20 protein-coding genes are annotated in these 24,362 nt (G+C 74.3%); 6 read left to right on the forward strand and 14 right to left on the reverse strand.

Annotated elements, in window-relative coordinates:
* Nucleotides 1-47 precede the first annotated feature (47 nt).
* Nucleotides 48-1,859: a DUF2079 domain-containing protein gene (locus AB0C17_RS04590; protein WP_357476604.1), complete on the reverse strand. Its 1,812-nt coding sequence runs from the start codon at nt 1,857-1,859 to the stop codon at nt 48-50.
* A 173-nt stretch (nt 1,860-2,032) separates the two neighbouring features.
* On the opposite strand from AB0C17_RS04590, the gene AB0C17_RS04595 reads away from it, so the two are divergent.
* Nucleotides 2,033-3,274: a PHB depolymerase family esterase gene (locus AB0C17_RS04595; protein ID WP_357380555.1), complete on the forward strand. Its 1,242-nt coding sequence runs from the start codon at nt 2,033-2,035 to the stop codon at nt 3,272-3,274.
* Nucleotides 3,275-3,296: 22 nt separating this feature from the next.
* Here the strand turns inward: AB0C17_RS04595 and AB0C17_RS04600 are convergent, their stop codons facing one another.
* From AB0C17_RS04600 to lpdA, 6 genes are all read right to left on the reverse strand, one after another.
* The gene (locus tag AB0C17_RS04600; protein ID WP_357476607.1) at nt 3,297-4,196 is read right to left on the reverse strand and encodes a TIGR01777 family oxidoreductase; all 900 of its coding nucleotides are present in this window, start codon (nt 4,194-4,196) and stop codon (nt 3,297-3,299) included.
* A 92-nt stretch (nt 4,197-4,288) separates the two neighbouring features.
* Nucleotides 4,289-5,299: an aldo/keto reductase gene (locus tag AB0C17_RS04605; RefSeq protein WP_357380559.1), complete on the reverse strand. Its 1,011-nt coding sequence runs from the start codon at nt 5,297-5,299 to the stop codon at nt 4,289-4,291.
* A gap of 12 nt (nt 5,300-5,311) precedes the next feature.
* Nucleotides 5,312-6,259 carry an LLM class flavin-dependent oxidoreductase gene (locus AB0C17_RS04610; RefSeq protein ID WP_357476609.1) on the reverse strand — a complete coding sequence of 316 codons (948 nt, stop codon included), beginning with the start codon at nt 6,257-6,259 and terminating at the stop codon, nt 5,312-5,314.
* Between the two features lie 139 nt (nt 6,260-6,398).
* Nucleotides 6,399-7,724 (reverse strand): low temperature requirement protein A, encoded by a 1,326-nt coding sequence (locus AB0C17_RS04615; RefSeq protein ID WP_357380563.1) that lies wholly within the window; start codon nt 7,722-7,724, stop codon nt 6,399-6,401.
* Between the two features lie 129 nt (nt 7,725-7,853).
* The gene (gene sucB / locus AB0C17_RS04620; RefSeq protein ID WP_357380565.1) at nt 7,854-9,707 is read right to left on the reverse strand and encodes a 2-oxoglutarate dehydrogenase, E2 component, dihydrolipoamide succinyltransferase; all 1,854 of its coding nucleotides are present in this window, start codon (nt 9,705-9,707) and stop codon (nt 7,854-7,856) included.
* A 66-nt stretch (nt 9,708-9,773) separates the two neighbouring features.
* Nucleotides 9,774-11,165, reverse strand: a complete 1,392-nt coding sequence (gene lpdA / locus AB0C17_RS04625; RefSeq protein ID WP_357476612.1) for a dihydrolipoyl dehydrogenase — start codon at nt 11,163-11,165, stop codon at nt 9,774-9,776.
* A 177-nt stretch (nt 11,166-11,342) separates the two neighbouring features.
* Here lpdA and AB0C17_RS04630 point away from each other — a divergent pair, with 177 nt between their 5' ends.
* On the forward strand, nt 11,343-11,672 hold the full coding sequence (locus AB0C17_RS04630; protein ID WP_013287729.1) for a hypothetical protein: 330 nt from the start codon (nt 11,343-11,345) through the stop codon (nt 11,670-11,672).
* 64 nt (nt 11,673-11,736) lie between these two features.
* Here AB0C17_RS04630 and AB0C17_RS04635 read toward each other — a convergent pair whose 3' ends face one another.
* A complete protein-coding gene (locus AB0C17_RS04635; RefSeq protein WP_357380569.1) occupies nt 11,737-13,305 on the reverse strand; it encodes a leucyl aminopeptidase in 1,569 nt (522 codons plus the stop codon).
* Nucleotides 13,306-13,471: 166 nt separating this feature from the next.
* Here AB0C17_RS04635 and gcvT point away from each other — a divergent pair, with 166 nt between their 5' ends.
* On the forward strand, nt 13,472-14,596 hold the full coding sequence (gene gcvT / locus AB0C17_RS04640; RefSeq protein WP_357380571.1) for a glycine cleavage system aminomethyltransferase GcvT: 1,125 nt from the start codon (nt 13,472-13,474) through the stop codon (nt 14,594-14,596).
* A gap of 10 nt (nt 14,597-14,606) precedes the next feature.
* Here the strand turns inward: gcvT and AB0C17_RS04645 are convergent, their stop codons facing one another.
* From AB0C17_RS04645 to AB0C17_RS04660, 4 genes are all read right to left on the reverse strand, one after another.
* On the reverse strand, nt 14,607-15,896 hold the full coding sequence (locus AB0C17_RS04645) for a DUF2314 domain-containing protein (protein ID WP_357380573.1): 1,290 nt from the start codon (nt 15,894-15,896) through the stop codon (nt 14,607-14,609).
* A 63-nt stretch (nt 15,897-15,959) separates the two neighbouring features.
* Nucleotides 15,960-16,733 (reverse strand): adenosylcobinamide-GDP ribazoletransferase, encoded by a 774-nt coding sequence (gene cobS, locus AB0C17_RS04650; RefSeq protein WP_357476615.1) that lies wholly within the window; start codon nt 16,731-16,733, stop codon nt 15,960-15,962.
* The gene (locus tag AB0C17_RS04655) at nt 16,723-18,657 is read right to left on the reverse strand and encodes a bifunctional adenosylcobinamide kinase/adenosylcobinamide-phosphate guanylyltransferase (protein ID WP_357469699.1); all 1,935 of its coding nucleotides are present in this window, start codon (nt 18,655-18,657) and stop codon (nt 16,723-16,725) included. Before AB0C17_RS04655 ends, cobS begins: the two co-directional genes overlap by 11 nt.
* A 48-nt stretch (nt 18,658-18,705) precedes the next feature.
* Nucleotides 18,706-18,915: a hypothetical protein gene (locus tag AB0C17_RS04660; RefSeq protein WP_030500114.1), complete on the reverse strand. Its 210-nt coding sequence runs from the start codon at nt 18,913-18,915 to the stop codon at nt 18,706-18,708.
* 175 nt (nt 18,916-19,090) lie between these two features.
* On the opposite strand from AB0C17_RS04660, the gene AB0C17_RS04665 reads away from it, so the two are divergent.
* Together AB0C17_RS04665 and AB0C17_RS04670 are read left to right on the forward strand one after the other, a co-directional pair.
* On the forward strand, nt 19,091-19,291 hold the full coding sequence (locus tag AB0C17_RS04665; protein WP_120568738.1) for a hypothetical protein: 201 nt from the start codon (nt 19,091-19,093) through the stop codon (nt 19,289-19,291).
* Nucleotides 19,288-20,082 carry a site-2 protease family protein gene (locus tag AB0C17_RS04670; RefSeq protein WP_357476618.1) on the forward strand — a complete coding sequence of 265 codons (795 nt, stop codon included), beginning with the start codon at nt 19,288-19,290 and terminating at the stop codon, nt 20,080-20,082. The genes AB0C17_RS04665 and AB0C17_RS04670 overlap by 4 nt, the downstream gene beginning before the upstream one ends.
* Before the next feature lie 52 nt (nt 20,083-20,134).
* On the opposite strand, the gene AB0C17_RS04675 is transcribed toward AB0C17_RS04670, so the two are convergent.
* The gene (locus AB0C17_RS04675; RefSeq protein WP_357476621.1) at nt 20,135-21,133 is read right to left on the reverse strand and encodes an aldo/keto reductase family protein; all 999 of its coding nucleotides are present in this window, start codon (nt 21,131-21,133) and stop codon (nt 20,135-20,137) included.
* 24 nt (nt 21,134-21,157) lie between these two features.
* Nucleotides 21,158-22,813, reverse strand: a complete 1,656-nt coding sequence (locus AB0C17_RS04680) for a WG repeat-containing protein (RefSeq protein WP_357476624.1) — start codon at nt 22,811-22,813, stop codon at nt 21,158-21,160.
* A gap of 793 nt (nt 22,814-23,606) precedes the next feature.
* Here AB0C17_RS04680 and AB0C17_RS04685 point away from each other — a divergent pair.
* On the forward strand, nt 23,607-23,843 hold the full coding sequence (locus AB0C17_RS04685; protein WP_357476627.1) for a hypothetical protein: 237 nt from the start codon (nt 23,607-23,609) through the stop codon (nt 23,841-23,843).
* Nucleotides 23,844-24,362 lie beyond the last annotated feature (519 nt).

Raw genomic sequence — 24,362 nt, forward strand, 5'->3', positions numbered from 1 at the left:
CAGCCTAGTCCCGCCGTCCGGGAACCGGACCCGTGAGCCTCGTCGCGTCAGTCCGGCACCCGCCACAGCCAGACGTCCTCCACCCGCTCGGGCGGGCCCAGCAGCGCGGTGGCGGTGCGCCGCAGCGCCTCCTCGTCGACGTCGAACTTGGCGCCGTGCACCCGGTCCGGCAGCACCACCGCCTGGACGCCCCAGTAGCGCAGGTCCGCCCGGGACTCGCGGATGCTGCCGTCGGTGATGATCGGCACCAGCCCGGTCCGGCCGGCCTGGTCCATCAGCGAGTCGAAGGTGCGCGGCACCGGACCGATCCGGCCCCGGCCCTCCGGCCCGCCCGGCCCCAGGAAGAACCCGGACGGGATCCGGAACTCACCCTGCCGGTGGGCGAGCGCGTACGCCTGCCAGCGCTGCCCGTCCGGGTAGACGTCGACGGTCAGCGGCAGCGGGGTGAGCACCCCGTCGGGCGGGACGTAGCGCTGCCAGGCACCGGTGGTGACGAACGCCGGGACCGGTTCCCGGACGCTTGTCAGCAGCGGCGTGGGCACCAGCGGCAGCAGCGCCGCGACGAAGCCGAGCGCCCAGGCGAACCCGCTCACCCGGTGCCGGGGCGGGCGGGCGCGCAGCGAGTCGATCGCGTACGCCAGCAGCAGGCCGATGACCGGCGCGACCACCAGCGCCAGCCGGGACGGCAGGGCCGCGTTTATCACCGGCAGGTTGTCCAGCACCCCGAACGGCAGCGTCTGGTCGAAGCGGCGGCCGTTCCACTTGACCGACGGGCCCCAGGACAGCACCGCGAAGACCACCGCGGTCACGCCGAGCGCCGCGAGCGTGGCCCGGAACGCGCGGTCCGCGCGCCGCCACAGCAGCGCGAAGCAGGCCACGGCGAGCAGGAGCAGCGGTACGCCGAAGAACGAGTTCTCCTCGGTCGGGTTGGGTGCCAGCGAGGTGCCCCACCCGGCCCAGCCGGCGAGCGAGCGGCGCGGGAACGACCCGTACGCGGCGATGTCCTCGGAGTGGATCAGCGGGTCGAACCCGGTGCCGTGGAACCGCTGCGGCCCGAGGAAGTGCAACCAGAGCGGGTACGCCAGCAGCGCCCCGGCGACGAGTGCTGTCACGCCCAGCCCGGCCGCCATACGGGGCAGCGCGGCGCGCGCCTCGGACCGGCGGGCCGGGTGCAGCGCCCAGACGGCGAGGAACACGCCGAGCGCCAGCGCGGTGAAGAACAGCCCTTCTGCGGCGATCGAGAACGCGACAGCCACCAGCAGGCCCAGCACGATGCCGCCGGTGACCGCCCGGCCGGGCCGGCGCAGCCGGAACACGCCCCAGATCAGCAGCGGCACCAGCCATCCGGCGGTCCAGTTCAGGTGCGCGTTCGCGTGCGACACCATCGCCGGGCAGAAGGCGATGAACAGCGCGCCCACCGCGGCGGCCAGCCGGCTGCGCACCAGGTGGCGGCTGAGCAGCCAGTACCAGGCCACCGCCGTCGCGGCCAGGTTGAGCGTCAGGATCACCAGGAACGTCGCGGGCGGCCCGATCAGGTAGGTCAGCGGCGCGAAGACCGCCGCGTACACGGTGATCGAGGTGTTCACCGCGAGGTTCACCCCGTCCGGGACGTTGATCAACGTGGTGTACAGCGGGTTCTGCCCGTGGGTGAGCGCGTGCCCGCCGAACGCCAGCAGCCACTCGAACAATGCCTGGTCGCTGGAGTTGACGGTGATGGCGCGGCTGTTCGGATCCCGCCACATGCCACTTGTCACCCAGAGGGCGAGGGCCAGCGCGGCGAGCGTGACCAGCAGGTCGGCACGCCGGTCGCGGACGCGTGTCGGCGCCGGGCCGGTGGCCGGGGACGGGGAGGAGGGCACGCAGCGGACGTTACCAACCGGACCTGGGCAGACCGCCCGGACGCGGAACTCGCCCGCACACTTCGGCGGTCGTGAATGTGTGAGCGGCGGCCATTCCGGTGTGACGAAACGCAGCCGTAACGTCTCGGCAACCCGGAGGTGACTCAGTTCACATTCCACGATCGGGAGGTCCCGTGCCCCGCTCCTCATCCCTCATCGCCCGCGTCGCCGGGGCGGCGGCCGGGGTCGTGCTGGCCGCGGCCACCGCGCTGGTCGCCGCCCTCCCCGCCCAGGCCGCCACGCTCACCCAGGTCACCGGCTTCGGCTCCAACCCCGGAAACCTGGCCATGTACGCGTACCGCCCGGACGGCCTGCCGGCCGGCGCGCCCGCCGTGGTGCTGCTGCACGGCTGCGTGCAGAACGCCTCCACCTACGTCGCCAACTCCGGCTGGCAGAAGTACGCCGACCAGTGGAAGTTCACGCTCATCGCGCCGCAGCAGCCCAGCGGCAACAACGCCAACTCCTGCTTCAACTGGTTCGAGACCGGCGACACCGCGCGCGGCCAGGGCGAGGCGCTGTCGATCAAGCAGATGGTCGACTACGCGAAGACCACGTACGGCACCGACGGCACCCGGGTCTACGTCAGCGGCCTCTCCGCCGGCGGCGCGATGAGCGCGGCCATGCTCGCCGCCTACCCGGACGTCTTCGCCGCCGGCTCGATCATCGCCGGCGTCCCGTACCGCTGCGCCACCAGCACCGTCACCGCGTTCAGCTGCATGAACCCGGGCGTGGACAAGACCCCGGCGCAGTGGGGCGACCTGGTCCGGGGCGCGTACGCCGGCTACTCCGGCAAGCGGCCCCGGGTGGCGATCTGGCACGGCACCAGCGACACCACTGTGGCGACCGCCAACGCCGCCGAGTCGCGGGACCAGTGGACGAACGTGCTGGGCGTGTCGACGACCCCCACCAGCACGTCCACGCTCCCGGCCGGCACGGGCCTGGAGGTCTACGGCGCCGACCAGGTACGCCTCTACCGGGTCTCCGGGATGGGCCACGGCACCCCCGTCGACCCGGGTACGGGCGCGGACCAGTGCGGCACCGCCGGGGCGTACTTCCTGGACACCATCTGTTCGACGTACCGGGACGCGGTCTTCTTCGGGCTCGGCGGCGGTGGCGCCTCGCCGAGCCCGGCCCCGACGGCGACCGCGTCGCCCAGGCCGACCGCCTCGCCCACACCGACCGCGTCACCCACGCCCACTGCCGCGCCGGTCTGCGTCACCGCCAGCAACTACGCGCACGTGGTGGCCGGGCGGGCGTACCAGTCCGGCGGGTACGCCTACGCGCTCGGCAGCGGGCAGCGGATGGGCCTCTACAACACCTTCTACACGAGCACGCTCAAGCAGACCGGGCCCGCGTACTGGGTGATCGGCTGCTGAACCGCCGCGCCGCCCTCGCCGCTCAGCCGGTGAGGGCGGCGCGCAGCGCGCCCTGCAGGTCCGGATGCGTCCACGGGAAACCGGCCCGGTCCAGCACCCCCGGCAGCACCCGCGTGCTGGTCAGCGCCTCCTGCGCGAAGCCGCCGAGCGCCACCTTCAGCGCCAGCGCCGGGATCGGCATGATCGCCGGGCGGTGCAGCTGCCGGGCCAGCTCGCTGGTGAACTCGGCGTTGGTGACCGGCGCCGGGCCGACCACGTTCACCGCACCGGCCACGTCGTCGCGGGCGAGCAGGAACTTCGCGGCGTCGAGCCAGTCCCGCATCGCGATCCACGGCAGCCACTGCCGCCCGTTGCCCAGCTTGCCGCCGACGCCGAGCCGGAACGGCAGGAGCTGCGGCTTGAGCAGGCCGCCGTCGCGGTGCAGCGGCAGTCCGGTACGCAGGCGCACCACCCGTACGCCGGCATCCTCGGCCGGACGGGTCGCGGCCTCCCAGACCCGGCAGACGTCGGCGAGGAACCCCTCGCCGGCCGGCGCCTCCTCGGTGACCGTCCGGTCGCCGGTGTTGCCGTACCAGCCGACTGCGGAGGAGTTCAGCAGCACCGCGGGCCGGTCGGCGGCGGGCAGGCCGGCGATCGTGATGGCGAGCGTGGTGGTGCTGTCCACCCGGCTGGTCCGGATCAGCCTCCGGTACTCGTCGTTCCACCGCTTGTCGCCCACCCCGGCACCGGCCAGGTTCACCACCGCGTCGGCCTCGGCGACGCACTGCGGGTCCAGTTGCGCGGCGGACGGGTTCCACTGCCGCTCGGCGGGTGTGCGTGGTGGGCGGCGGACCAGGCGGGTGACCTGGTGGCCGTCCGCGGCGAGGCAGTCGACAAGTCGGGTGCCGAGGAAGCCGGACACGCCGGCCATGAGGATCCGCATGCTTCCATCTTCGAGTACGGAGCGCGATTCGGATGCGTGGAGCGAAATCACTCACTCGTCACACCCGCGTGCGCAGTAGTTGTTCGGGCGGGTCAGGCGTCGGCCGGGGCGGTGCGCAGGTCGGCGAGCAGACGTTCCACCTCGGCGAAGGCCGCCTCCGGCAACGGCCCGTACGCCAGCGCGCCGATGTTCTCCTCGGCCTGCGCCACGGTCCGGCAGCCGGGGATCGGCAGCGTGTGCGGGCTGCGCGCGAGCAGCCAGCCCAGCGCGCCCTGGGCGAGGCTCCGGCCGTCGGAGGTCAGCGCCTCGCGGACCCGGGCCACCCGCTGCGCCCACTCGGCGCGCGGTACGCCGCCGGTGAACCAGTCCAGCCACTCCGGTGCCACGCCGCGCACGTCGTCGCCGCCCCGGGCGGCCGGCGCGTCCTGGTACTTCGCGGTGAGCAGGCCCATCGCCAGTGGCCCCCGGTTCAGGGCGGCCAGGTCGAACTCCGCGCACACCGCGAGCATCGCGGCGTTGTCCCGCAGCACCGACTGGTCGTGCTGGATCGCCGCGCAGTGCGGTCCGGCCTCGGCGAAAGCGCGCGCCGAGGCGGGGTCGTCGGTGCTCCAGCCGTACGCCCGGATCTTGCCCTCGGCGACCAGATCCTCCAGTGTGCCGACAAGGTCGATCGCCCGCGGCACCGGCAGGCCGCCCAGGTGGAGCTGGTAGAGGTCGACGTGGTCGGTGCCGAGCCGGCGCAGCGAACCCTCCAGGCTGCGCCGCGCGTACTCGGCGCTGGCGTCCTCGCCGAGCGCCTGGCGGGTCTCCTCGTCGGTGGGGTAGCCGAACTTGGTGGCGATGACCGCCCGGTCCCGGCGGCCGGCGAGCGCGCGCCCCAACACCCGTTCGCTGTGCCCCGCGCCGTAGTTGCTGGACGTGTCGAACAGCGTCGCGCCCAGGTCGAGGGCCCGGTGCACGGTACGCACCGACTCGTCGTCGTCCACCTCACCCCAGCCGAGCGGTTGGCTGCCGTCCCAGAGCGGGCCGCCGATCGCCCAGCAGCCCATGCCGATCGCGCTGACCTCGATGCCGCTGCGGCCCAGCCGTCGTGTCGTCGTCATGCGCCACAGTGTTCACGTTCGAGTGGGCTCGAAGTCCAGCTCTTTTCCCGCCAGCCGGGGCAGGATCGGGGCGAGCGCGTCGACGGCTCCGGCGCGTACCACGAAACGGGTGACGCCCCAGCGGCGCCGGTGCCCGGCCACCGCCGAGACGATCTCGTCGGGCGTGCCGGCTAGCACGAACGGGGTGGCCAGCACCTCCGCCGGGGTGAGCCCGGTCTCGGCGGCCGTGCCGGCGGCGGCCGCCTCGGCGTCGTCGGTCACGGCGACGTGCTGGACCAGCGCCTCCAGGACCGGCGGCGTCTCCCGGCCAGCCGCACCGGCCGCCACCTGCGCGAGCTGCGCCTCGATCTGGTCGGCCCGCCAACGGACGGTGTGCTGGTGGCCGTCGGGCAGCGTCCGGCCCAGGCCGGCCAGGCCGACCACGTCGGCGTGCCTCCCCGCCCAGCGCAGCAGCGTCGAGTTGGCGGTGCCCACCGTCAGCGGGATCCGGTCCTGGACGGGACGGGGCCGGTCGAGCCGTGCGGCGTACGTCGTCAGGTCCTCGGTGTCCACGGTGACCTCGTCGCCGGCCAGCAGCGCCCGTACCGCCTCGGTCACCTCGACGCAGCGGCGGACCCGGCCGGCGACGTCCGGGCGCTCGCGCCCGACGGCCCGCCACTCGGCCGGCGTGTGGCCCGCGCCGACGCCGAACCGGGCCCGCCCGCCGGAGACCACGTCCAGGGTGGCCACGTCGGCGGCGAGCAGGATCGGCTCCCGGACGCCGGCATTGGAGACGTACGAGCCCAGGCCCAGCGTGCTGGTCACCGCCGCGGCGGCGGCCAGCGCGACGAACGGCGACGCGCAGGAGCCGGGGTGGTCGGCCGCGAACAGCGCGTCGAAGCCGGCCGCCTCGACGGTACGGGCCAGCTCGGTCCAGCTCGCCGCGTCTGTGGGGTGGGCCTGTACGGAGAAGGTCGCCATCGCCCCAGCATCGGCGCGCGCCGGGCCGCGGGCCACCCCGCGCGCGCCGATTCTGCCGACGGCCGAACCGTAAGGAAGGGCCCCTTCTTAACGCCTGAGGAGGTGAAAGGGCCCCTTCTTAACAGCCGGGCACCGGGGTTCACTCGCCCTCGTCGGGCCGGTCGTGCCAGCGGGCCCGCCAGGCCGCCTCGTGCGCCTCGTGGCTGGCGCGTTCCTCGAACACCAGCTTCCGCAGCGCGTGCCGGCCCTCGGCGAAGACGATCACCTCGACGGCCACCATGCCCACCGTGACGGCCGTCAGCAGGCCCAGCGCCGCCAGCCCCGGCACCCGCTCCGCGACCGGGATGGTCACGCCGAGCAGCAGCGCCGTGCCGACCCGGGTCCAGCTCAGCGTGTGCAGGGTACGCAGCTGGAACAGCATGTTGCCGCAGAGGTAGCAGATGACGCCGCCGAACAGCAGCGGCACGCCGGGACCGTGTGCCGGCTCGCTCGGCGGCACGTTCGGGTCGGCGATGTCGTGCACGATCGTCTCGGCGCCGAGCGCGAACAGGATGATGCCCGCGATCATGGGCAGGAACAGGTACGCGTACGCGTCCCGGGCCATCGCCACCCGGGGGCCGTCCTGCGCGGCGTGCAACGCGATCCGGGCGGCCGGCCCGACCATGTCGTAGTGCGCCCACCAGAGCGCGGCGGTGAAGAAGATGCCGAGCACCGACGCCGCCACGGCCGGCCAGGTGGGCGGCTGCCCGAGCAGGTTGCTGCCCACGCCGACCGAGATGACCGACTCGCCCAGCGCGATGATCAGGATGAGGTCGTACCGCTCGGTCCAGTGTTCGGCCGACGCGACGCCCCAGCCCCAGGTGCCGGCGAGTATGCCGGTGCCGTACTGGAGCAGGATGGCGGCGCCCCACAGCACGTCCCGGAGCACGGCCGCCGAGAACAGGTCGTCGATCCTCGGCGGCAGCAGTGCGGCGATCAGCAGCAGCGCGGTGCTGCCGATCAGCTCCGGGGCGAACCGGATCAGCTGCCGGCGCTCGTTCGGGCTGTCCCGGACGGCGTGCCGGTAGAGCAGCAGGTGCACCAGCCGCAGGACGGTGTAGCTGAGCGCCGCGACCATCGGCCCGGCCGCGTTGCCGCGCGGGTCGCGGAACGCGTTCGGCAGCGACAGCGCGAACGTGAACAGCGCGGCCATGCCGACCGTCATGAGCACCGGGACGAAGCCCTCGCCGAGGCGTACCCGGGTGGCGACCACGCTGTGCACCACCCACGACCACCAGAGCACGGCGAGGACCAGCAGGGCGTGCAGCAGCGCCCCGCCGGTCACCTGGAGCGCGGTGGCCCGGGTGATGATGAAGAACGAGAAGACGAAGACCAGGTCGAAGAAGATCTCGAACCGGTCGACCCGGGCGCCCGGGGCCACCGGCACGGCCGGCCCCAGGCGTCCCCGCCACCCGTACGAGCCCACCGGCCGAGTCTGTCAGCGCGCGTCCGGGCCGCGGGGCGATTCCGGTCAGCCCGGCCGGCGGCGTAACCCGTCCCGGCACGAGAAGGGGCGCGCGGCGTGTCGCCGCGCGCCCCTCGATCCGTCTCGGATCTACAGACCCAGCTCGGCCTCGAAGTTGCCGCCCTCCAGCCGCTCCTTCACCGCGGTGAGGAAGCGGGCCGCGTCGGCGCCGTCGATCAGCCGGTGGTCGTACGACAGAGCCAGGTAGACCATCGACCGGATCGCCACGACCTCGCCCAGCTCCGCGTCGTTGACCACGACCGGGCGCTTCACCACGGCACCCGTGCCGAGCATCGCCGACTGCGGCGACGGCACGATCGGGGTGTCGAACAGCGCGCCCCGGCTGCCGGTGTTTGTGAGCGTGAACGTCGCCCCGGCCATCTCGTCCGGGGTGATCTTGTTGGCCCGGGTGCGCTCGGCCAGGTCGGCGATCCGCTTGGCCAGGCCACCCATGTTGAGGTCACCGGCGTTGTGGATGACCGGCGTGAGCAGCCCGCGCTCGGTGTCCACCGCGATGCCCAGGTGCTCGGCGCCCGGGTAGGTGATCGTCCCGCCGTCCAGGTCCATGCTGGCCTGGATGATCGGGTACGTCTGGAGCGCCTCGATCGCGGCCACCGCGAAGAACGGCAGGAAGGACAGCTTCACGCCGTGCTTGGCCTGGAACGAGTCCTTGGCCCGCGCCCGCAGCTTGGCGACCTTGGTGACGTCGACCTCGACGACGGTGGTCAGCTGCGCCGTCTCGTGCAGGGACTGCTGAAGACGCTTCGCGATGATCGAACGGATCCGCGGCAGCTTCTCCGTGGTGCCCCGCTTGACGCTCGGCTCCGGCTTGGCAGCCGGCTGGGCCGGGGCCGGTGCGGACGGGGCAGCGGCGGCGGCCGGCGCGGGCTTGGCGGCCTTCGCCTTCTCGGCCGCCTCCAGCACGTCCTGCTTGCGGATGCGGCCACCCACGCCGGTGCCCTTGAGTGAGCCCAGGTCCACGCCGTGCTCGGCGGCGAGCTTGCGCACCAGCGGCGTCACGTACCCGGCGGCGTCCTCGCCGTGCTCGGCCGGAACGCTCCGGCGCTGCGCGGCGGCCGGCGCTGCCGGCTGCGCGGCCTCCTCGGCCTTGACCGGCTGGGCGGACTGCTCCGCCTCGGCGGCCGGCTCGTTGTAGGAAGCGCCAGGGGTGGGCTCCTCGACCTTCGGCTCCGGCTTCGGCTCGGCCTTGGGCGCGGGCTTCGCCTCGGCCTTCGGCTCCGGCTTGGGCTCGGGCTTCGGCTCCGCCTTCGCGGGCGCGGCGCCGGCCACCCCGACGATCGCCAGCACGGCGCCGACGTCGGCGGTCTCGTCCTCGGCGACCTTGATCTCCTGCAGGGTGCCGGCGACCGGCGACGGGATCTCGGTGTCGACCTTGTCGGTGGAGACCTCCAGCAGCGGCTCGTCCACCTCGACGGTCTCGCCGACCTGCTTGAGCCAGCGGGTGACAGTTCCCTCGGTGACGCTCTCGCCCAGGGCCGGCATGGTCACCGGCGTGCCCTCGCCCGATGGCGCGGCGGCCTCGGCCGGCTCCTCGACGGCCGGCTGCTCGGCCTCGGCGCCCGGCTCGGCGGCGGCCTCGTCGGCCTCCTCGGCCTGCTCCGGCTCGGGGCCGGTGCCCTCGGCGGCGGCCGTCGGCTCGGTGGCCGGCTCGGCCTCCTGGGTGGGCGCCGCGCCGGCGTCCTCGCCCTCGCCCGCGATGACCGCCAGTTCGCTGCCGACCTCGGCGGTCTCGTCCTCGCCGACCACGATCCGGCTCAGCACGCCCGCCGCGGGGGACGGGATCTCGGTGTCGACCTTGTCGGTCGACACCTCGAGCAGGGGCTCGTCGACCTCGACGGTGTCGCCCTCCTGCTTGAGCCAGCGCGTGACGGTGCCCTCGGTGACGCTCTCGCCGAGCCGGGGCATGGTGACCGATACCGGCATGTTCTCCAGACTCCTTCATTCCCCTGGTGGGATCATCGCCCGTCGCCGGACGCCGCGGTTGTCGTGTCAGGCGTGCGCGTGCAGCGGCTTGCCAGCCAGGGCCAGGTGCGCCTCGCCCAGAGCCTCGTTCTGCGTCGGGTGGGCGTGCACGAGCTGCGCCACCTCGGCCGGGTACGCCTCCCAGTTGTAGATGAGCTGCGCCTCGCCGATCAGCTCACCGACCCGGGCGCCGACCATGTGCACGCCGACCACCGGGCCGTCGTCCACCCGGACCAGCTTCACGTGGCCGGCGGTCTTGAGGATCTGGCTCTTGCCGTTGCCGCCCAGGTTGTAGTTGTAGGTCTTGATCTTGTCGGCGCCGTACTGCTCCTTGGCCTTCGCCTCGGTCAGGCCGACCGACGCCAGCTCCGGGTCGCAGTAGGTGACGCGCGGGATGCCGGCCTCGTCGATCACGGCCGGGGTCTTCCCGGCGATCTCCTCGGCCACGAAGATGCCCTGCTGGAAGCCGCGGTGCGCGAGCTGCAGGCCGGGCACGATGTCGCCGACCGCGTAGACGTTCGGCACGCTGGTGCGCAGCCGCTCGTCGGTCAGCACGTAGCCGCGGTCCATCTTGACGCCCTGCTCCTCGTAGCCGAGGCCGGCGGTGTTCGGGCCGCGGCCCACGGCGACCAGCAGCAGCTCGGCCTCGACCGTGTCGCCGCCGGAGATGGTCAGCTTCACGCCCTTGTCGGTCTTCTCGACCTTCTCGAACGGCTTGCCGACCTTGAAGTTGATCTTCCGCTTGCGGAACGCCCGCTCCAGCGCCTTCGACGACTCCTCGTCCTCGGCGGCGACCAGGCGGGGCAGCGCCTCGACGATGGTCACGTCCACGCCGAAGGATTTCCAGACGCTGGCGAACTCGACGCCGATCACGCCGCCGCCGAGCACGATCGCCGAAGACGGGATGCGGTCCATGGTGAGCGCGTGGTCGCTGGTGATGATCCGCTCGCCGTCGACCTCCAGGCCGGGCAGCGTCTTCGCGTACGAGCCGGAGGCCAGCACGACGTTGCGGCCGGTGTAGCGCTTGCCGTCCACCTCGACCACGTTCTTGCCGACCAGCTTGCCCTCGCCGGCCACGAAGGTGATCTTCTTGCTGCTGCCCACCAGGCCCTGCAGGCCCTTGTACAGGCGGGAGATCACGCCGTCCTTGTACGAGTTGACCGCCGTGATGTCGATGCCCACCAGCTCGGCCTTCACGCCGAACTGCTCGGACTCGCGGGTCTGGTCGGCGATCTCGGCGGCGTGCAGCAGCGCCTTGGTCGGGATGCACCCGTTGTGCAGGCAGGTCCCGCCCAGCTTGCCCTTCTCGATGAGGGCGACGGAGAGATCCAGCTGGGCGGCACGCAGCGCCGCCGCGTAGCCGCCGCTACCACCTCCGAGGATGACGATGTCGAAGGTCGTGTCGTTCGGCTCGCTCACATCCAACTCCCAGGTCGCGTCACTGCATCGGGGGTTACGGCGGAGTAACAGGCACACCCCACCTCGGTCATCTTGTCACCACCACGGACCGGGCGCGTACCGAGGTGCCCAACGACACGTCGGTGACACGTACCCTTGGCACCGTCTTCGATCACGCGTGGGGGAGGAGTGGATTCGGTGGGGCTGTTCCGACGACGCAAGCGGGCGGCCCCGGCGAGCCGCGATCGCGCTGCCGACCGCGCCGATCTGGACCATTTGGAGAACTTCGTCCGGACCCGCAAGGGTGTCGAGGCGTACATCGAGCCCCGGACGACTGTCACCGAGACCACGATCATGCTGATCGCCGACGACGGCGAGTGGACCCGGCGCCGCGTCGGCGGGCCGGACGAGGCTCGCCGGTGGGCGCACCGGATCGCCATCCCGATCTACGACGTGCGGCTGATGGGCTACCCGCAGCGCATGCGCGACTACAACGAGCGCCGCAAGCGCCGTCCCGAGCTGTTCTGACGCGGGTGTTAAAAAGGGCCCCTTCTACAACGCGAGGCGTTAAGAAGGGGCCCTTCCTTACACGTCAGCCGTTGGTGGCGACGTCCTCGACCAGGTGCACGAGCGTACGCACCGGCACGCCGGTGCCGCCCTTGGTCCAGTAGCCGGTCGCCTCGCCCGAGTGGTAGCCCGGACCGGCGATGTCGATGTGCGCCCACGCCACGTCGTCGGTGACGAACTCGCGCAGGAACACGCCGCCCTGGAGCATGTGCCCGGCCCGGTCCATCCCGGCGTTCACCTGCGAGATGTCCGCGACGTCGGACTCCATGCCCTTGCGCACGTCGTCCGGCAGCGGCATCGGCCAGGCCGGCTCGCCGGTCGCGTCACCGGCCAACCGCACCCGCTCGCACAGCTCCGGGGTGCCCATCACGCCGGCGATCCGCTTGCCCAGCGCGATCACCTGCCCGCCGGTCAGCGTCGAGGTCTCGAACAGGTAGTCCGCGCCGTCCGCGCAGGCCCGCGCCATCGCGTCGGCAAGCACCATGCGGCCCTCGGCGTCGGTGTTGAGCACCTCCACCTTCTTGCCGTTGAACATGCTGATCACGTCGCCCGGCCGGTAGCTGGTGCCCGACGGCATGTTCTCCGCCATCGGCAGGTAGCCGGTGACCGTGACCGACGGCTTCAGCGCCGCGACCGCCAGCATGGCCGCGCCCACCGCCGCCGCGCCGGCCATGTCCGACTTCATCTCCCACATGCCCTGCGCCGGCTTGATCGAGATGCCGCCGGTGTCGAACGTGATGCCCTTGCCGACCAGCGCGACCCGCTTGCCGTTGCCGCCGCCCTCGGGGGTGTAGGTGAGCTTCACCAGCCGCGGCGGGGCCTCGGAGCCCTGCCCGACGGCCAGGATGCCGCCGTAGCCGCCGGCGGCCAGCGCCGCCTCGTCCAGCACCTCGACCTCCAGCCCCGCCTCGCGGGCGGCGGCGGAGACGACGTCGGCGAACGCCGGGGGACGCAGCTCGTTCGGCGCGGTGTTCACCCAGTCCCGGCTGGTCCGCACCGCGCCGGCCACCGCCTGCGCCCGCGCGACCTCGGCCTGCGCGGTCGCGTCGGCCGCGTCCGGCACCGCCACCAGCACCTCGGCCACCGGCTCCCGCCGGGCCGGCTGCGGCTTGGTCTTGTAGCCGGCGAACCGGTAGCCGCCCAGCAGCGCGCCCTCGGCGACCGCGCGCAGCGCGGCCGGGGCGTCGGCGTCGTCGGGCAGCGGCAGGGCCAGGGCGACGCGCGAGGCGCCGGCCAGCGCCCGCACCGCCGCGCCGGCGGCCCGGCGCAGCGACTCCGGCGCCGGAGCGGCGCCCGACGGCTCGGGGCCGAGGCCGACCGCCACGACCAGCGGCGCGGTCACCGTGCCCAGCGTGGCCAGCTTGATCACCTCGCCCGGGCCACCGGTCGCGCCCAGCAGGGCCAGCGTCTCGGTCAGCTTTCCGTCGAACGCGGCGGCGATGCTCTCCCCGCCGGTGGCCAGCAGCAGGGCGCGGGCGGGTGCGCCGCTGCCCGGCTCCGTGGTCTGGCTGTGCACGCCGATCACGATCGCGTCGACGGCGAGTTCGGCGGGGTCGGTGTCGACCAGGCTGAGGGTGGTGCGGGGCGATGTCACGAAAGCTACTCCGGGCGGGCCGGGCCGGCCGCGTCGTCGCGTACCGGCGATGAAGGTGTCTCCGGCGGCAACCTACCCGCCGGGAGGCGTGGCTGTCCCGCCGATGCGTGCCGACGGGATCCCGCCGATGCTATCCACAGCGGCCCCGGCCGGTAAGTTGCCACCCATGACCGAGGTGACCTCCGACGCCGCCGAGACCCGGCTGCGCCGCTCCCCGCTGCACGAGCGGCACACCGCGCTCGGCGCGAAGTTCGCCCCCTTCGGGGGCTGGCAGATGCCGCTCGAGTACGCCGGTGGCGGCGTGCTCAAGGAACACACGGCCGTCCGCGAGGGCGTCGGCGTGTTCGACGTCTCCCACCTGGGCAAGATCCGGGTCACCGGGCCGGGCGCCGCGGACTTCGTCAACGCCTGCCTCAGCAACGACCTCGGCCGGATCGGCCCCGGCCAGGCGCAGTACACGCTCTGCTGCGACGACGCGACCGGCGGCGTGGTGGACGACATCATCGCCTACCTGCACGCCGACGACCACGTCTTCCTGATCCCCAACGCCGCGAACACCGCCGAGGTCGCCCGCCGGTTGCGCGCCGCCGCGCCCGAGGGCGTCACCGTCACCGACGAGCACGAGGCGTACGCGGTGCTCGCCGTCCAGGGGCCGCGCTCCGCCGACCTGCTGGGCGCGCTCGGGCTGCCCACCGGGCACGACTACATGAGCTTCTCCACCGCCACGCTGGACGGTGTGGAGCTGACCGTCTGCCGCACCGGCTACACCGGCGAGCTGGGCTTCGAGCTGGTCGTGGCGTCCGAGCACGCGGTCGCCGTCTGGGACGCGCTCTTCGCGGCGGCAGGCGACGTACGCGCCTGCGGCCTGGCCGCCCGGGACACGCTGCGCACCGAGATGGGCTACCCGCTGCACGGACAGGACCTCTCCCCGGAGATCACCCCGGTGCAGGGCCGTTCCGGCTGGGCGGTGGGCTGGGACAAGCCGGCGTTCTGGGGCCGCGACGCGCTGCGCGCCGAGAAGGCCGCCGGCCCGGCCCGTACGCTGCGCGGCCTCGCCGCCGTCGACCGGGCCATCCCGCGACCCGGCATGGCCGTGTACGCGGGCGACCGGCGGGTCGGCACCGTCACCAGCGGCACGTTCAGCCCGACGCTCAAGCACGGCATCGCGCTGGCGCTGGTCGACACCGACCCGAAGCTGCCCGACGGGGACGAGCTGGAGGTGGACATCCGGGGCCGCCGGGCCCGGATGCGCCTGACCAGGCCGCCGTTCGTCGAGCCGTCGGTGCGCTGAGCAGCGCGGGTCAGCCCTCGCCGCGCTCCCCGGCGTCGAGGACCGCCTGCGTCCAGCCGCCCTCCAGCACGCCGGTGCCGTCCAGCACCGCCCAGTCGACCACGTCCGACGCCTCCACCACCACGGGCGAGCCGATCCGCACGCTCGGGTCGGTGTTGGCGTCGCTGGCGCTGGCCGCGACGATCCGTTCCGGCGTGTCCCACGAGGTCACCCCGGCCCAGACGTACTCGGGGCCGTCGTCGCCGGGCAGCCCGTACTTGACCACGAGCTGGCTCTCGTCGGGCAGCCGCCCGGCCAGGAACCGGGCCCGGATGTCGCCGAGCGCCGCGCGGGCGGTCTCCACCGCGCGGCTCATCGCGTCACCGGTGCGGGTGTAGCGCACGTCCGGCTGGATGCCGTTGAACAGCGTCGCGCAGGCGGCGGCGAAGTAGCGGCCGGGCGGCCCCGGATGCCCGGGCGGCGGGCTGAGGCTCAGGAACGAGTCCGCGTCCGGGTCGGTGGCCGGGTCCAGTTCCAGCCGCAGCAGCACCGGCGCGGTCGCGCCGTGCTGCTCCGGATTGCCGTACGCGACGGCGATGTCGTGCCCGGTCACCGTGGCCAGCACCGGCAGCTGCACGAACGCCGGCACCTCCTCGCCGGTGAGCCCGTCGGTCCAGTCCCGCAGCAACCGCCGGGCCGCGCCCGTCATCACCGCGCCCCACGCCCGGGTCAGGTGGTCCGGCACGCCCTGGGCCTGCAACTCCAGCAGCCCGAACCGGCGCAGCCCCTTCGTGGTGAACCACAACCCGTCGGCGTCGGAGGAGTAGGGCACCAGCACCCAGTCGACGAGCCGGATCCGGCCCTGCTCGTCGGGCAGGGAACGCAACGCCGTGGCCGGGTCGAGGAACTGGAGCCCGAAGACGTCCACCACGTCCCCGCCGACCGTCTCGGCGACCGCCGCGGCCACCGCGCGGGCCGCCCACTCGTGCGCGGGCGGCCAGCCCGGCCGGTACTCGGCCTGCACCACCACGAGGTGGGTGGCGGCGGCCAGCCGGGCGAGCTGCTCCTCGGTGGCGCCGAACGCGGTGAGCAGGTCCGGCGGCAGCTCGGGGAACTCGTCGACGGTACGGGTGTCAACGGTCATCAGCGGGCTGTCGAGCATCTGCCGGGCCAGCCCGTGCACCGGCTCGGCGAGCCGTCCGGCCAGCCCTTCCACAGCCGTCTTCGGGCTCACCTTCGGCAGCCCGGTGATCGGCACCAGGTAGGTCGCGTCGAGCGACTCGGGCACCGGTACCGGCAGGAAGTCGTCCGTGATGAGCATGCCGTCCCCCTCGACCGCGCCGGTGCACTCGCCCCGAACGCTACCCGCCCGGACCGGTGACGCTCAGCCGGTCAGCACCAGTCCCAGGTAGGACAGCGTGGTGACGATCTCCACGAGCGCCCCGAGCACGTCGCCGGTGATGCCGCCGAAGCGGCGTACCAGGTGCCGCAGCAGCCCGGCCGCGACGGTGAGCGCGCCGAGCACGGCGAGCGGCCCCTGCCACGGACGGTCCGGCACCGCGGGCACGGCCGCCAGCGCGACGGCGACCGCGCCGAGCGCCGGCGCGGCCCACCCGAGCGTGCCTGCGACCAGCGCGCCCAGGCCCTCGGGCCGGGCCGCCGGCACGCCGCGCCGGCAGGCCAGGCCGACGGCGAGCCGCCCGGCCGCGGTGGCCGCGACCACGGCGGCGAACGCGGCGAGCGCCCCCCGGCCGGCCAGCTCCGCGAGCACCGCGCTCTGGAGCAGGAGTACGACCACCAGCGCGACCACCCCGAACGGGCCGACGTCCGGCTGCTTCATGATCTCCAGCGCGGCCGGCCCGCGCCGGTACGAGCCGAGTGCGTCCACGGTGTCGGCCAGCCCGTCCAGGTGCAGGCCCCGGGTGAGCAGCGCGCCCAGTCCCACGGTGACCACGGCGGCGACGAGTGGTGGCGCGAGCGCGGCGGTGAGCAGCAGCACCCCGCCGAGTACGGCGCCGAGCAGCGCCCCGACCAGCGGGGCGAGCGCCATCGCGGTGCCTGCGGCGGCCCGGTCGACGCGTCCGGCGCGTACCGGTGCGGTGGTGAACGTGGTGAGCGCCAGCCGGATGCCGTCGGCGAGCCGTGCCTCAGTCGGCACGTCGGCCGGGGGAGACCGGTTCGTCGGACCCGGTCGTGGCCGGGCCCGGGCCGGCCGGCTCCGGCTCGGCGAAGTCCGGTTCGTCGTCGTCGGTCCGGCCGTCGTCGGTGCCGGTGTCGCTGTCGTCGTCGGGCCCGCCCAGCGACGGGTGCACCGGCAGCGTGGCGGCGAGCGTCAGCGCGGAGCGCAGCAGCGGCAGCGCGGCCAGCGCGGTCGCCCCCTCGCCCAGGTCGAGCCGCAGGTCCACCAGCGGGGTCAGGCCGAGCACGTCGGCGGCGAGGCGTACGCCCGGACGGCCGCCGTGGTCGGGCAGCAGGCACCAGTGCCGGGCCTGGCCGGCCAGGTCGCGGCTGACCATGGCGGCGGCGGTGCCCACCGGACCGTCCAGCAGCACCGGTACCTTGCGGGCGGTGGCGCCCAGCAGCACGCCGGTGGCCAGCGCGATGTCGCCGCCGCCCAGCTCGGCCAGCACGTCCTTGGCCTCGCGGGCGGAGCGCCGGGTGCGGTGCAGCGCGTCCCGCACCGCCGCGCAGCGGACCATCCAGGCGGCGTCGTCGATCTCGCCCTGCTCGGTTATCACCCGGCCGAGCACCGTCGGCGGCTCCGCGCCCGCGGTGGCCGCGAGCACCGCCGCGGCGGCGGTCTCGGCGCCCGCACCGCACGCGGCGAGGACCAGCAACCGCACGCCCGCGTCGGCAGCCTGCTCGGCGAGCCGCCAGCCGTAGCGCAGCGCCGCCTCCACCTCGTCGGCGGACAGCGCCGGACCGTCCTCGATCGGCGCCGAGGCGGGCGCCTCGACTATCTGGAGGCCGGCGCGGTTCTCGGCGGCGAGCCGGGCCAGCGCGCCCCGGCCGGCGCGGGCCTGCCGGGCGCGGCGGCCCGACTCACCGGGCGTCGCGCCGGCCGACGCGCCGCCCGCGTGGTCGCCCTGAATCAGAAGTACGCGAACCGAGTCCCACGGACGCGGCGTCGAGGTGCCCTGGGTGGCGGCGGCGAAACCGACCACCTGTTCCAGCACGCCGAGGCCGGCGCCGGGGAGGTCGAGGGTGGCGAGCCGGTCGACGGCCTGCGGCCCGGTGTAGTCGTCGGGCATCGGCAGTTCCATGCCCGGCTGGATGACCAGGCCGGTGGCGATCATCGGCAGCGCCATGGTCGGTGCGGCCCAGTCGCCGGTATCCGGTGCTTCGGGGGTGGCCGGTGCGGGCACCGGGGCGGCGGCGGGGGTGAGCACCTCGGGCAGCGTCACGTCCCCGGCACCGAGGTCGGCCGGTACGGCCTGGGCCGACACGGTCTGGTTCGTGGTGGCCCCGGTCGGCGCGGTGCGGATCGACGCGGCCTCGGGCGACGTGGCGGCGGGCGGCACGGCGTGCGCCGGGGTGGCCGGCTTGAGCCACGCGGTCTGCCCGGCGACCACGAGCGCGACCGCGTCGCAGGCGTCGGCGACCGCGCGGTTCGTCGCGCCGAGCGCGTCGGTGAACGCCCGGCCCAGCGGCGTGGTGGGCACCAGGGACAGGCCCACCTCCGGGCTGACCAGCACCACCCGGGCCGCGGTGGAGCGCACCGCCGTGGCCAGCTCGGTGATCGTGGCGGTGTCGTCGGCCGGCTGGTGGGCCGGGTCGAGCAGCACCGTCACCCAGCCGCCCAGGTCGTCCACGAGCAGCGTCTCGTTCGGTCCGGCGGTGGCGATCACCTCGACCAGCCGGCCCGGGTTCGCGGCCGTCTCCTCGGTGGTCCAGCTTCCCGGCCGGCGGGCGCGGTGCGCCGCGAGGCGGGTCGCCCACTCGGTGTCCTCCGGGTCCCCGGCGGGGGCGGTGGCCACGTACCGGACCGTGGGCGCGTCGGCGACCAGCGACTCGGCGAACTCGGACTTGCCGGAGCGGATACCGCCGAGCACGAGGAGGGTGTGCCACCCGTCAACGGACATGCCCCGTACCTTAGATGCCGCCGCCCGGGCGGGGCAGTGAGAGGTGGCTCATCGCGGTCGGCGCTCGGGGGCCTCGAAGCGATAGTCGTTGGGATTCACGTCAACCGGCTTCGGATCCTCCTGCCAGGCTCCCTCGCCGGGGCGGGCGAGGAGCGCGTCGAGCAGCTCCTCCCGGTCCATCTCGTGGGCCGCCTCGATGCCGCCGCGTACCGCCATCGCCCGCACCTCCTCGGTGTCCATCTCCCGCAACGGCCGCATGGTGTCCTCCCTCGCTGACGACGTCGGGCGTGGATACCCCGTTGGTGACGGCCGAACCTTGCGGGCACCCGCGCGTCGGCCCGCGCCGGTCGAGGGGTGAAGCGTCGTGGGCGGGCGACTAGGCTTGCGGAGGTTTGGCGTCCTGCGGGACGACGGCGGCGAGGGGAGACGCGGCATGGCGTGGAGCTGGCGGTACGAGGGCACGAACGGCGACGCGGTCGACGGACCCGCCGAATCGTTCACGAGCCAGGCGGACGCCGAGTCGTGGATCGGCCAGACCTGGCGGGAGCTCGCGGCATCCGGCGTCACCACAGTCGTGCTCGTCGAGGACGACCGGGTGGACTACCGGATGAGCCTGCAACCCCCGGCCGAATGACCGGCTACGACCGCCCGGGTGAGCCGCTGGTCCTCGGCGTGCCCCGGGCGGCGTTCCGGCCGAGCCCGATCTTCCTGGCCCTGGTGGCGCTCTTCGTCGCCTCCGGGGTGATGACCTGGAACCGGTACGGCAACGTCGGCTTCGACGTGTTCCTCTTCGTCGTCTCCGGCTGGCTGGTCTCGCTCTGCCTGCACGAGTACGCGCATGCCGTGGTCGCGTACCGGGCCGGCGACCGGGACATCGCGCACCGCGGCTATCTCACGCTCAACCCGCTGAAGTACACCAGCCCGCTGCTGTCCATCGTGCTGCCGGTCGTCGTGGTGCTGCTCGGCGGCATCGGCCTGCCCGGCGGCGCGGTCTGGGTCGACCGGCACTCCATCCCCGGCCGGCTGCGGCACACGCTCGTCAGCCTGGCCGGGCCCGCCACGAACGTGCTGTTCACGCTGGTGCTGGTGGCGGCCGTGGCGTGGGGGCCGGAACTGGGCGGGCCGCTGGAGTTCTGGGCCGGCGTCGGACTGCTCGCGTTCCTCCAGCTCACCGCCAGCGTGCTCAACCTGCTGCCGGTGCCGGGCCTGGACGGCGGCAACATGCTCCAGCCCTGGCTCAGTCCCGCCTACCGGCGGATGTACGACCTGTTCGCCCCGTACGGCTTCATCCTGCTGTTCGCGCTGCTGTGGAGCCCGCAGATCAACAGGGCGTTCTTCGGCGCGGTCTTCGCCGTCGGCGACGCGCTCGGCCTGCCGCGCGAGCTGTACCAGATCGGCTACGCCCTGATCCGCTTCTGGGAGTAGCCGGCCCGGTCGTCCCCGGGCCGGCGCGAACCGGCCCGGGAACGACGCGACGTCACGGGCGCTGGGCCGGGCTCTCGGTCTTCGCCGGGTCCCGCTCGGTGACCGGCTCGACGATCTCGTCGATCGCCTTGAGCAGGTCGGCGTCGAGCTTCACGCCCGCCGCCTTCACGTTGTCGTGCACCTGCTCCGGCCGGGACGCGCCGACGATCGCCGAGGAGACGTTCGGGTTCTGCAGCACCCACGCGACGGCGAGCTGCGCCATGGTCAGCCCGGCCTGCTCGGCCAGCGGCTTGAGCCGCTGCACCCGGGTGAGCACGTCGTCGGTCATGAACCGGGCGATGAACCCCGCCCCGGACTTCTCGTCGGTGGCGCGGGAGCCGGCCGGCGGCGGCTGGCCCGGCAGGTACTTGCCGGACAGCACCCCCTGGGCCATCGGCGACCAGACGATCTGGCCGATGCCCAGCTCCTCGCTGGTGGGGACGACCTCGGTCTCGATGACCCGCCACAGCATCGAGTACTGCGGCTGGTTCGAAATCAGCGGGATGCGCAGCTCGCGGGCCAGCGCGTGCGCCTCGCGCAGCTGGGACGCCTTCCACTCGGAGACGCCGATGTAGTGCGCCTTGCCGGAGTGGACGACGTCGGCGAACGCCTCCATCGTCTCCTCCAGCGGCGTGCTGTAGTCGTAGCGGTGGGCCTGGTAGAGGTCCACGTGGTCGGTCTGGAGACGACGCAGCGAACCGTCGATCGACTCCATGATGTGCTTACGGGACAGACCCCTGTCGTTGCGGCCGGGACCGGTCGGCCAGTAGACCTTGGTGAAGATCTCCAGCCCTTCGCGACGCTCGCCCTTGAGCGCGCGGCCGAGCACCGACTCGGCGCGGGTGCCCGCGTACACGTCGGCGGTGTCGAAGGTGGTGATGCCGCTGTCGAGGGCGGCCCGGACGCAGGCGACCGCCGCGTCCTCCTCCACCTGCGAGCCGTGGGTGATCCAGTTGCCGTACGAGATCTCGCTGACCATCAGGCCGGAGCGGCCCAGGTGACGGAATTCCATGCTCCGACCCTAGACCCGCCCGGGTCAGAGCACCGGGCTGGCGTCGGCCAGCAGCCTGTCGATCTCCGCGACCACCGCCGAGCGGCCCGGGTGCACCGGGTCGATGAGCGGCTCGCCGCGCCGGTCCAGCGCCCCCCACCGGCCCGACTCGGCGGCGAACAGGAACGCCACCGGGTGCACCACCACCGTCGGGTACGCGGGCGTCACCACCACCCGTCCGGTCCGGTCCACCACGCCCCGGCGGCCGGCCAGCTCGACCACCGCCAGTCCGTCGGCGGTGAACCCGTCGGCCTCCCGCCCGTCCGCCAGCGGCGTGCCGATCCGGTGGTAGCGGGTCGGCACCACCACCTCGCCGGCGAGGTCCACCGCGCCCCAGCCGCCGTTCTGCCGTACCGCCGCCAGGCCGTTGCGGAACGGCCGGGCCTCCTCGTAGCCGGGCGGGATCTTCACGATGTTCATCCGGTCGACGGCCATCCACCGGCTCTTGCCGTCCATCGACACCCAGGACAGCCCGTCGGAGAACGGCAGCACCGACCGGTAGCCGTTGTTCGCCTCGATCAGCGCCGCGCCGGACGTGTCGATCAGCGCCCAGCGGGACGCCTCCGGTCGCCGTACCCAGGCCAGTCCCTCGTGGAACGGCTGCGCCTCGGCGTACCGGTGCGCGATGACCATCTCGCCGTCGGCGTCCGCGTACCCCCAGAGCCGCTGTTCCTCGTCGAACGTCGCCACCGGCGGACGTGGCGTGCCGAGCACCTCCTCGGGCCGGCGCGGCGCGGGCCCGAACCCGTCGGCGGCGGCCCGTTCGGCGACCGCGTCCAGCGCGACCTCGACCCGGGCGTTGAGCTGTGCGTCCTCGCCGTGACGCAGGTCCAGCGCCCGCTCGAAGTGCAGGCACGCCTCGGTCAGCCGGCCCTGGTCGTAGCAGCAACGCCCGGCGTGCTCGTGCAGCAGCGCGCGCAGCCGGTCCGGCAGCTCCGGCGAGTTCGCCTCGGCGAACAACCGGTCCGCCTCCGCGTGGTCACCCCGCCACCGCAGCGCCTCGGCGAGCCGCGCGCGGGCCAGCGCGGTCCGCCGGAACTCGCCGGTAGCCTCGGCGTACGTGACGGCCAGCCGCGCGTCGTCCAGCGCTTCGTCAAGGTCACCGAGGACCCGGGACGCCACCGCGCGCAGGCTGAGCAGCCGGGCCCGGCTGCGGTTGTCGAGCGCCGTGTCCAGCTTGCCGGTCAGCCCGTCCCGGATGACCCGCAGCCGCGCCGGATCGGGCGCCTCCTCGCGCAGCGTCCGCGGGTCCAGCCGCCAGGCGACAGCGGCGAGGGCCTGCTCCGGGTCCGCCGGGGGCGGCGCCGCCGGTTCGGGGGTACGCGGAGACGGCGCGTCGTCGGTCCGGCCGGCCGGGTCGGGTCGTGCTGCCGGCTCGCTGTCGTGCTCCGGTTCGGCGGGTTCGGTGGCGGGCTCGTCGGTCGCCGTCCCGGCGGGCGTCACCGGGGTGTCCTGCGGCGTGCCGGCGGGTTCGGCCGTGTCGGTGGCAGGCTCGTCTGCCGGTGCGGGCTCGGTGGGCGCGATGCCGGTGTGGCCGCCCTCGGCAGGTCCCGTGGTGTCGGCTTCGGCGGTTGCGGTGGCGCCGGTCGTGGTGCGGCTGGGCGCGGGTTCGTCGTCGGCCGCCTGCGGGGCCGGCGTCACGTCGGTGTGGCCGGCGTCGACCGGATCCGCCGTGCTGCCGGGACTGTCGCCGGTTGCGGGTGCGGTGGGCGTGACCTCCGCACGATCGGCGTCGGCCGATACCGGCGTGCCGCCTGCCGGTGCGCGGTCAGCGTCCCCGGGATGCGCGTTGCCGAGGTCTGCGTTTCCAGGGTCCGTGGGCGCCCCGCCTGGCGTGCCCTGCTCGTCGTCAACGGCGCGGGCGGGCGTGCGCGGGTGCCCGGCCGCCGGACCGGTGGTCGTCGCGGCGTCCACCTGTGTGCCGGCGGCCGGTGCGGAAACGCGCGTTGGCTCGGTGGTGGGCGCGGGCTCGGTCGTCGCCTCCGGGGCGGGGCCGGTCGGCCCACCAGCGGTGGATGTGGGTACGGGGCCGGCCGCTGCGCCGACGGGCGGCACCGCCACGTCGGCGGGCCCCCGCGTGGCATCGCCGGTCGCCGGCTCGGCCCCGTCCGTCGAAGCTCTTGGTACGAAAGGGCCCTCGGAAGGGCCGGAATCTTCCAAGATCTCTGACGGTTCCGCGTTCTGCGAGGGTGAGGGGACGGGCTGGTTCGGGCGGAACCACGCCTCGGCGCCGGAGGCCGTGACCGGGGAGGTCTTGTCCGTCGGGCCGTGCTCTGCCCGTTCCGCCGGCTCGACGGTGCGGGCGGTGGTCTCCCCGGCCTCACGCCGTGCTGTGCCGGCCGTCGTTGCGGCGTCCACGACGCCCTCCTGGCGGTCGGCCTCGGTGGCCGGTGTGGGCAGGGCGGCTACTTCGGACTGACGACGATCGGCAGCCGTGCCCGGCGTGACCGCGCCGTCCACAGTGCCCGGCGTGACCGCGCCGTCCACAGTGGCCTCGGGCCAGCTGGCCACGCCCGCCTCGGCGGCGGGTCGGGAGACGATCGGAACCGGTGGGGTGACCTGGCGCTCCACCGGGTCGGTGGGCGTGGGCATGGCCGGCTCGGTCGGACCGGCCGGCGCGGGTACGGCCGACTGGTCGGCGGGCGCCCCGGCAGGTGTGGCGCCGGGGTAGGCCGGCGGTGCCGGACGAGCCGACGCGGCCGCAACCGGGTTCGCCCGATCGACGGGAGGCGGGCCGTGACGATCGCCGCTCCGGTCCTGCTGTGGTGCCGGCCGGGTCGCGCCTTCGCTCCGGTCTGCCGACGGCGCCACGGGGGTGCCCGTGCCGGGAGCCGGGGCGCCCGCGACAGGCACGCCGGACCCCGGCGCAGGAGACGTGGGTCGTGGGGCGTCGCCGGTTCGGGGCACGGCCGGGCCGTCACCGGGGCGGACGGGCGCAGCCGGCGGCGGCACGGGGCCGGGTCGTTCCGGGCTGAACCGGGGACGGGCGTCGGGGCGCGTGTGTGCGGCCGGTTCGACGGGTGCCGTCTCCCGGCCGTCACCGACCGGGGCAGGCGGGTGCGCGGCAGGCCGTACCGGCCACTGCGCCGGCGGCGAGGACCTGGGCGAATCCGACGGTGCCGGCCTGCGTACGCCCGGTGCCGCCTGGGGATCGCCCGGCGCCGCCAGCCGGTCGTGCGACGGTGCCGGC

Origin of the sequence: Micromonospora sp. NPDC048887 (genome assembly GCF_040649715.1) — a bacterium.
GTDB lineage: Bacteria > Actinomycetota > Actinomycetes > Mycobacteriales > Micromonosporaceae > Micromonospora.

Bases quoted from the DNA above. Each gene is read 5' to 3' on its own strand.
- AB0C17_RS04645 (WP_357380573.1), bottom strand. From the start codon at position 15,896: ATGCTCATCACGGACGACTTCCTGCCGGTACCGGTGCCCGAGTCGCTC.
- AB0C17_RS04605 (WP_357380559.1), bottom strand. From the start codon at position 5,299: ATGACGACGACACGACGGCTGGGCCGCAGCGGCATCGAGGTCAGCGCG.
- AB0C17_RS04670 (WP_357476618.1), top strand. From the start codon at position 19,288: ATGACCGGCTACGACCGCCCGGGTGAGCCGCTGGTCCTCGGCGTGCCC.
- AB0C17_RS04655 (WP_357469699.1), bottom strand. From the start codon at position 18,657: ATGTCCGTTGACGGGTGGCACACCCTCCTCGTGCTCGGCGGTATCCGC.
- AB0C17_RS04600 (WP_357476607.1), bottom strand. From the start codon at position 4,196: ATGCGGATCCTCATGGCCGGCGTGTCCGGCTTCCTCGGCACCCGACTT.
- gcvT (WP_357380571.1), top strand. From the start codon at position 13,472: ATGACCGAGGTGACCTCCGACGCCGCCGAGACCCGGCTGCGCCGCTCC.
- AB0C17_RS04610 (WP_357476609.1), bottom strand. From the start codon at position 6,259: ATGGCGACCTTCTCCGTACAGGCCCACCCCACAGACGCGGCGAGCTGG.
- sucB (WP_357380565.1), bottom strand. From the start codon at position 9,707: ATGCCGGTATCGGTCACCATGCCCCGGCTCGGCGAGAGCGTCACCGAG.
- AB0C17_RS04665 (WP_120568738.1), top strand. From the start codon at position 19,091: ATGGCGTGGAGCTGGCGGTACGAGGGCACGAACGGCGACGCGGTCGAC.
- AB0C17_RS04675 (WP_357476621.1), bottom strand. From the start codon at position 21,133: ATGGAATTCCGTCACCTGGGCCGCTCCGGCCTGATGGTCAGCGAGATC.
- AB0C17_RS04660 (WP_030500114.1), bottom strand. From the start codon at position 18,915: ATGCGGCCGTTGCGGGAGATGGACACCGAGGAGGTGCGGGCGATGGCG.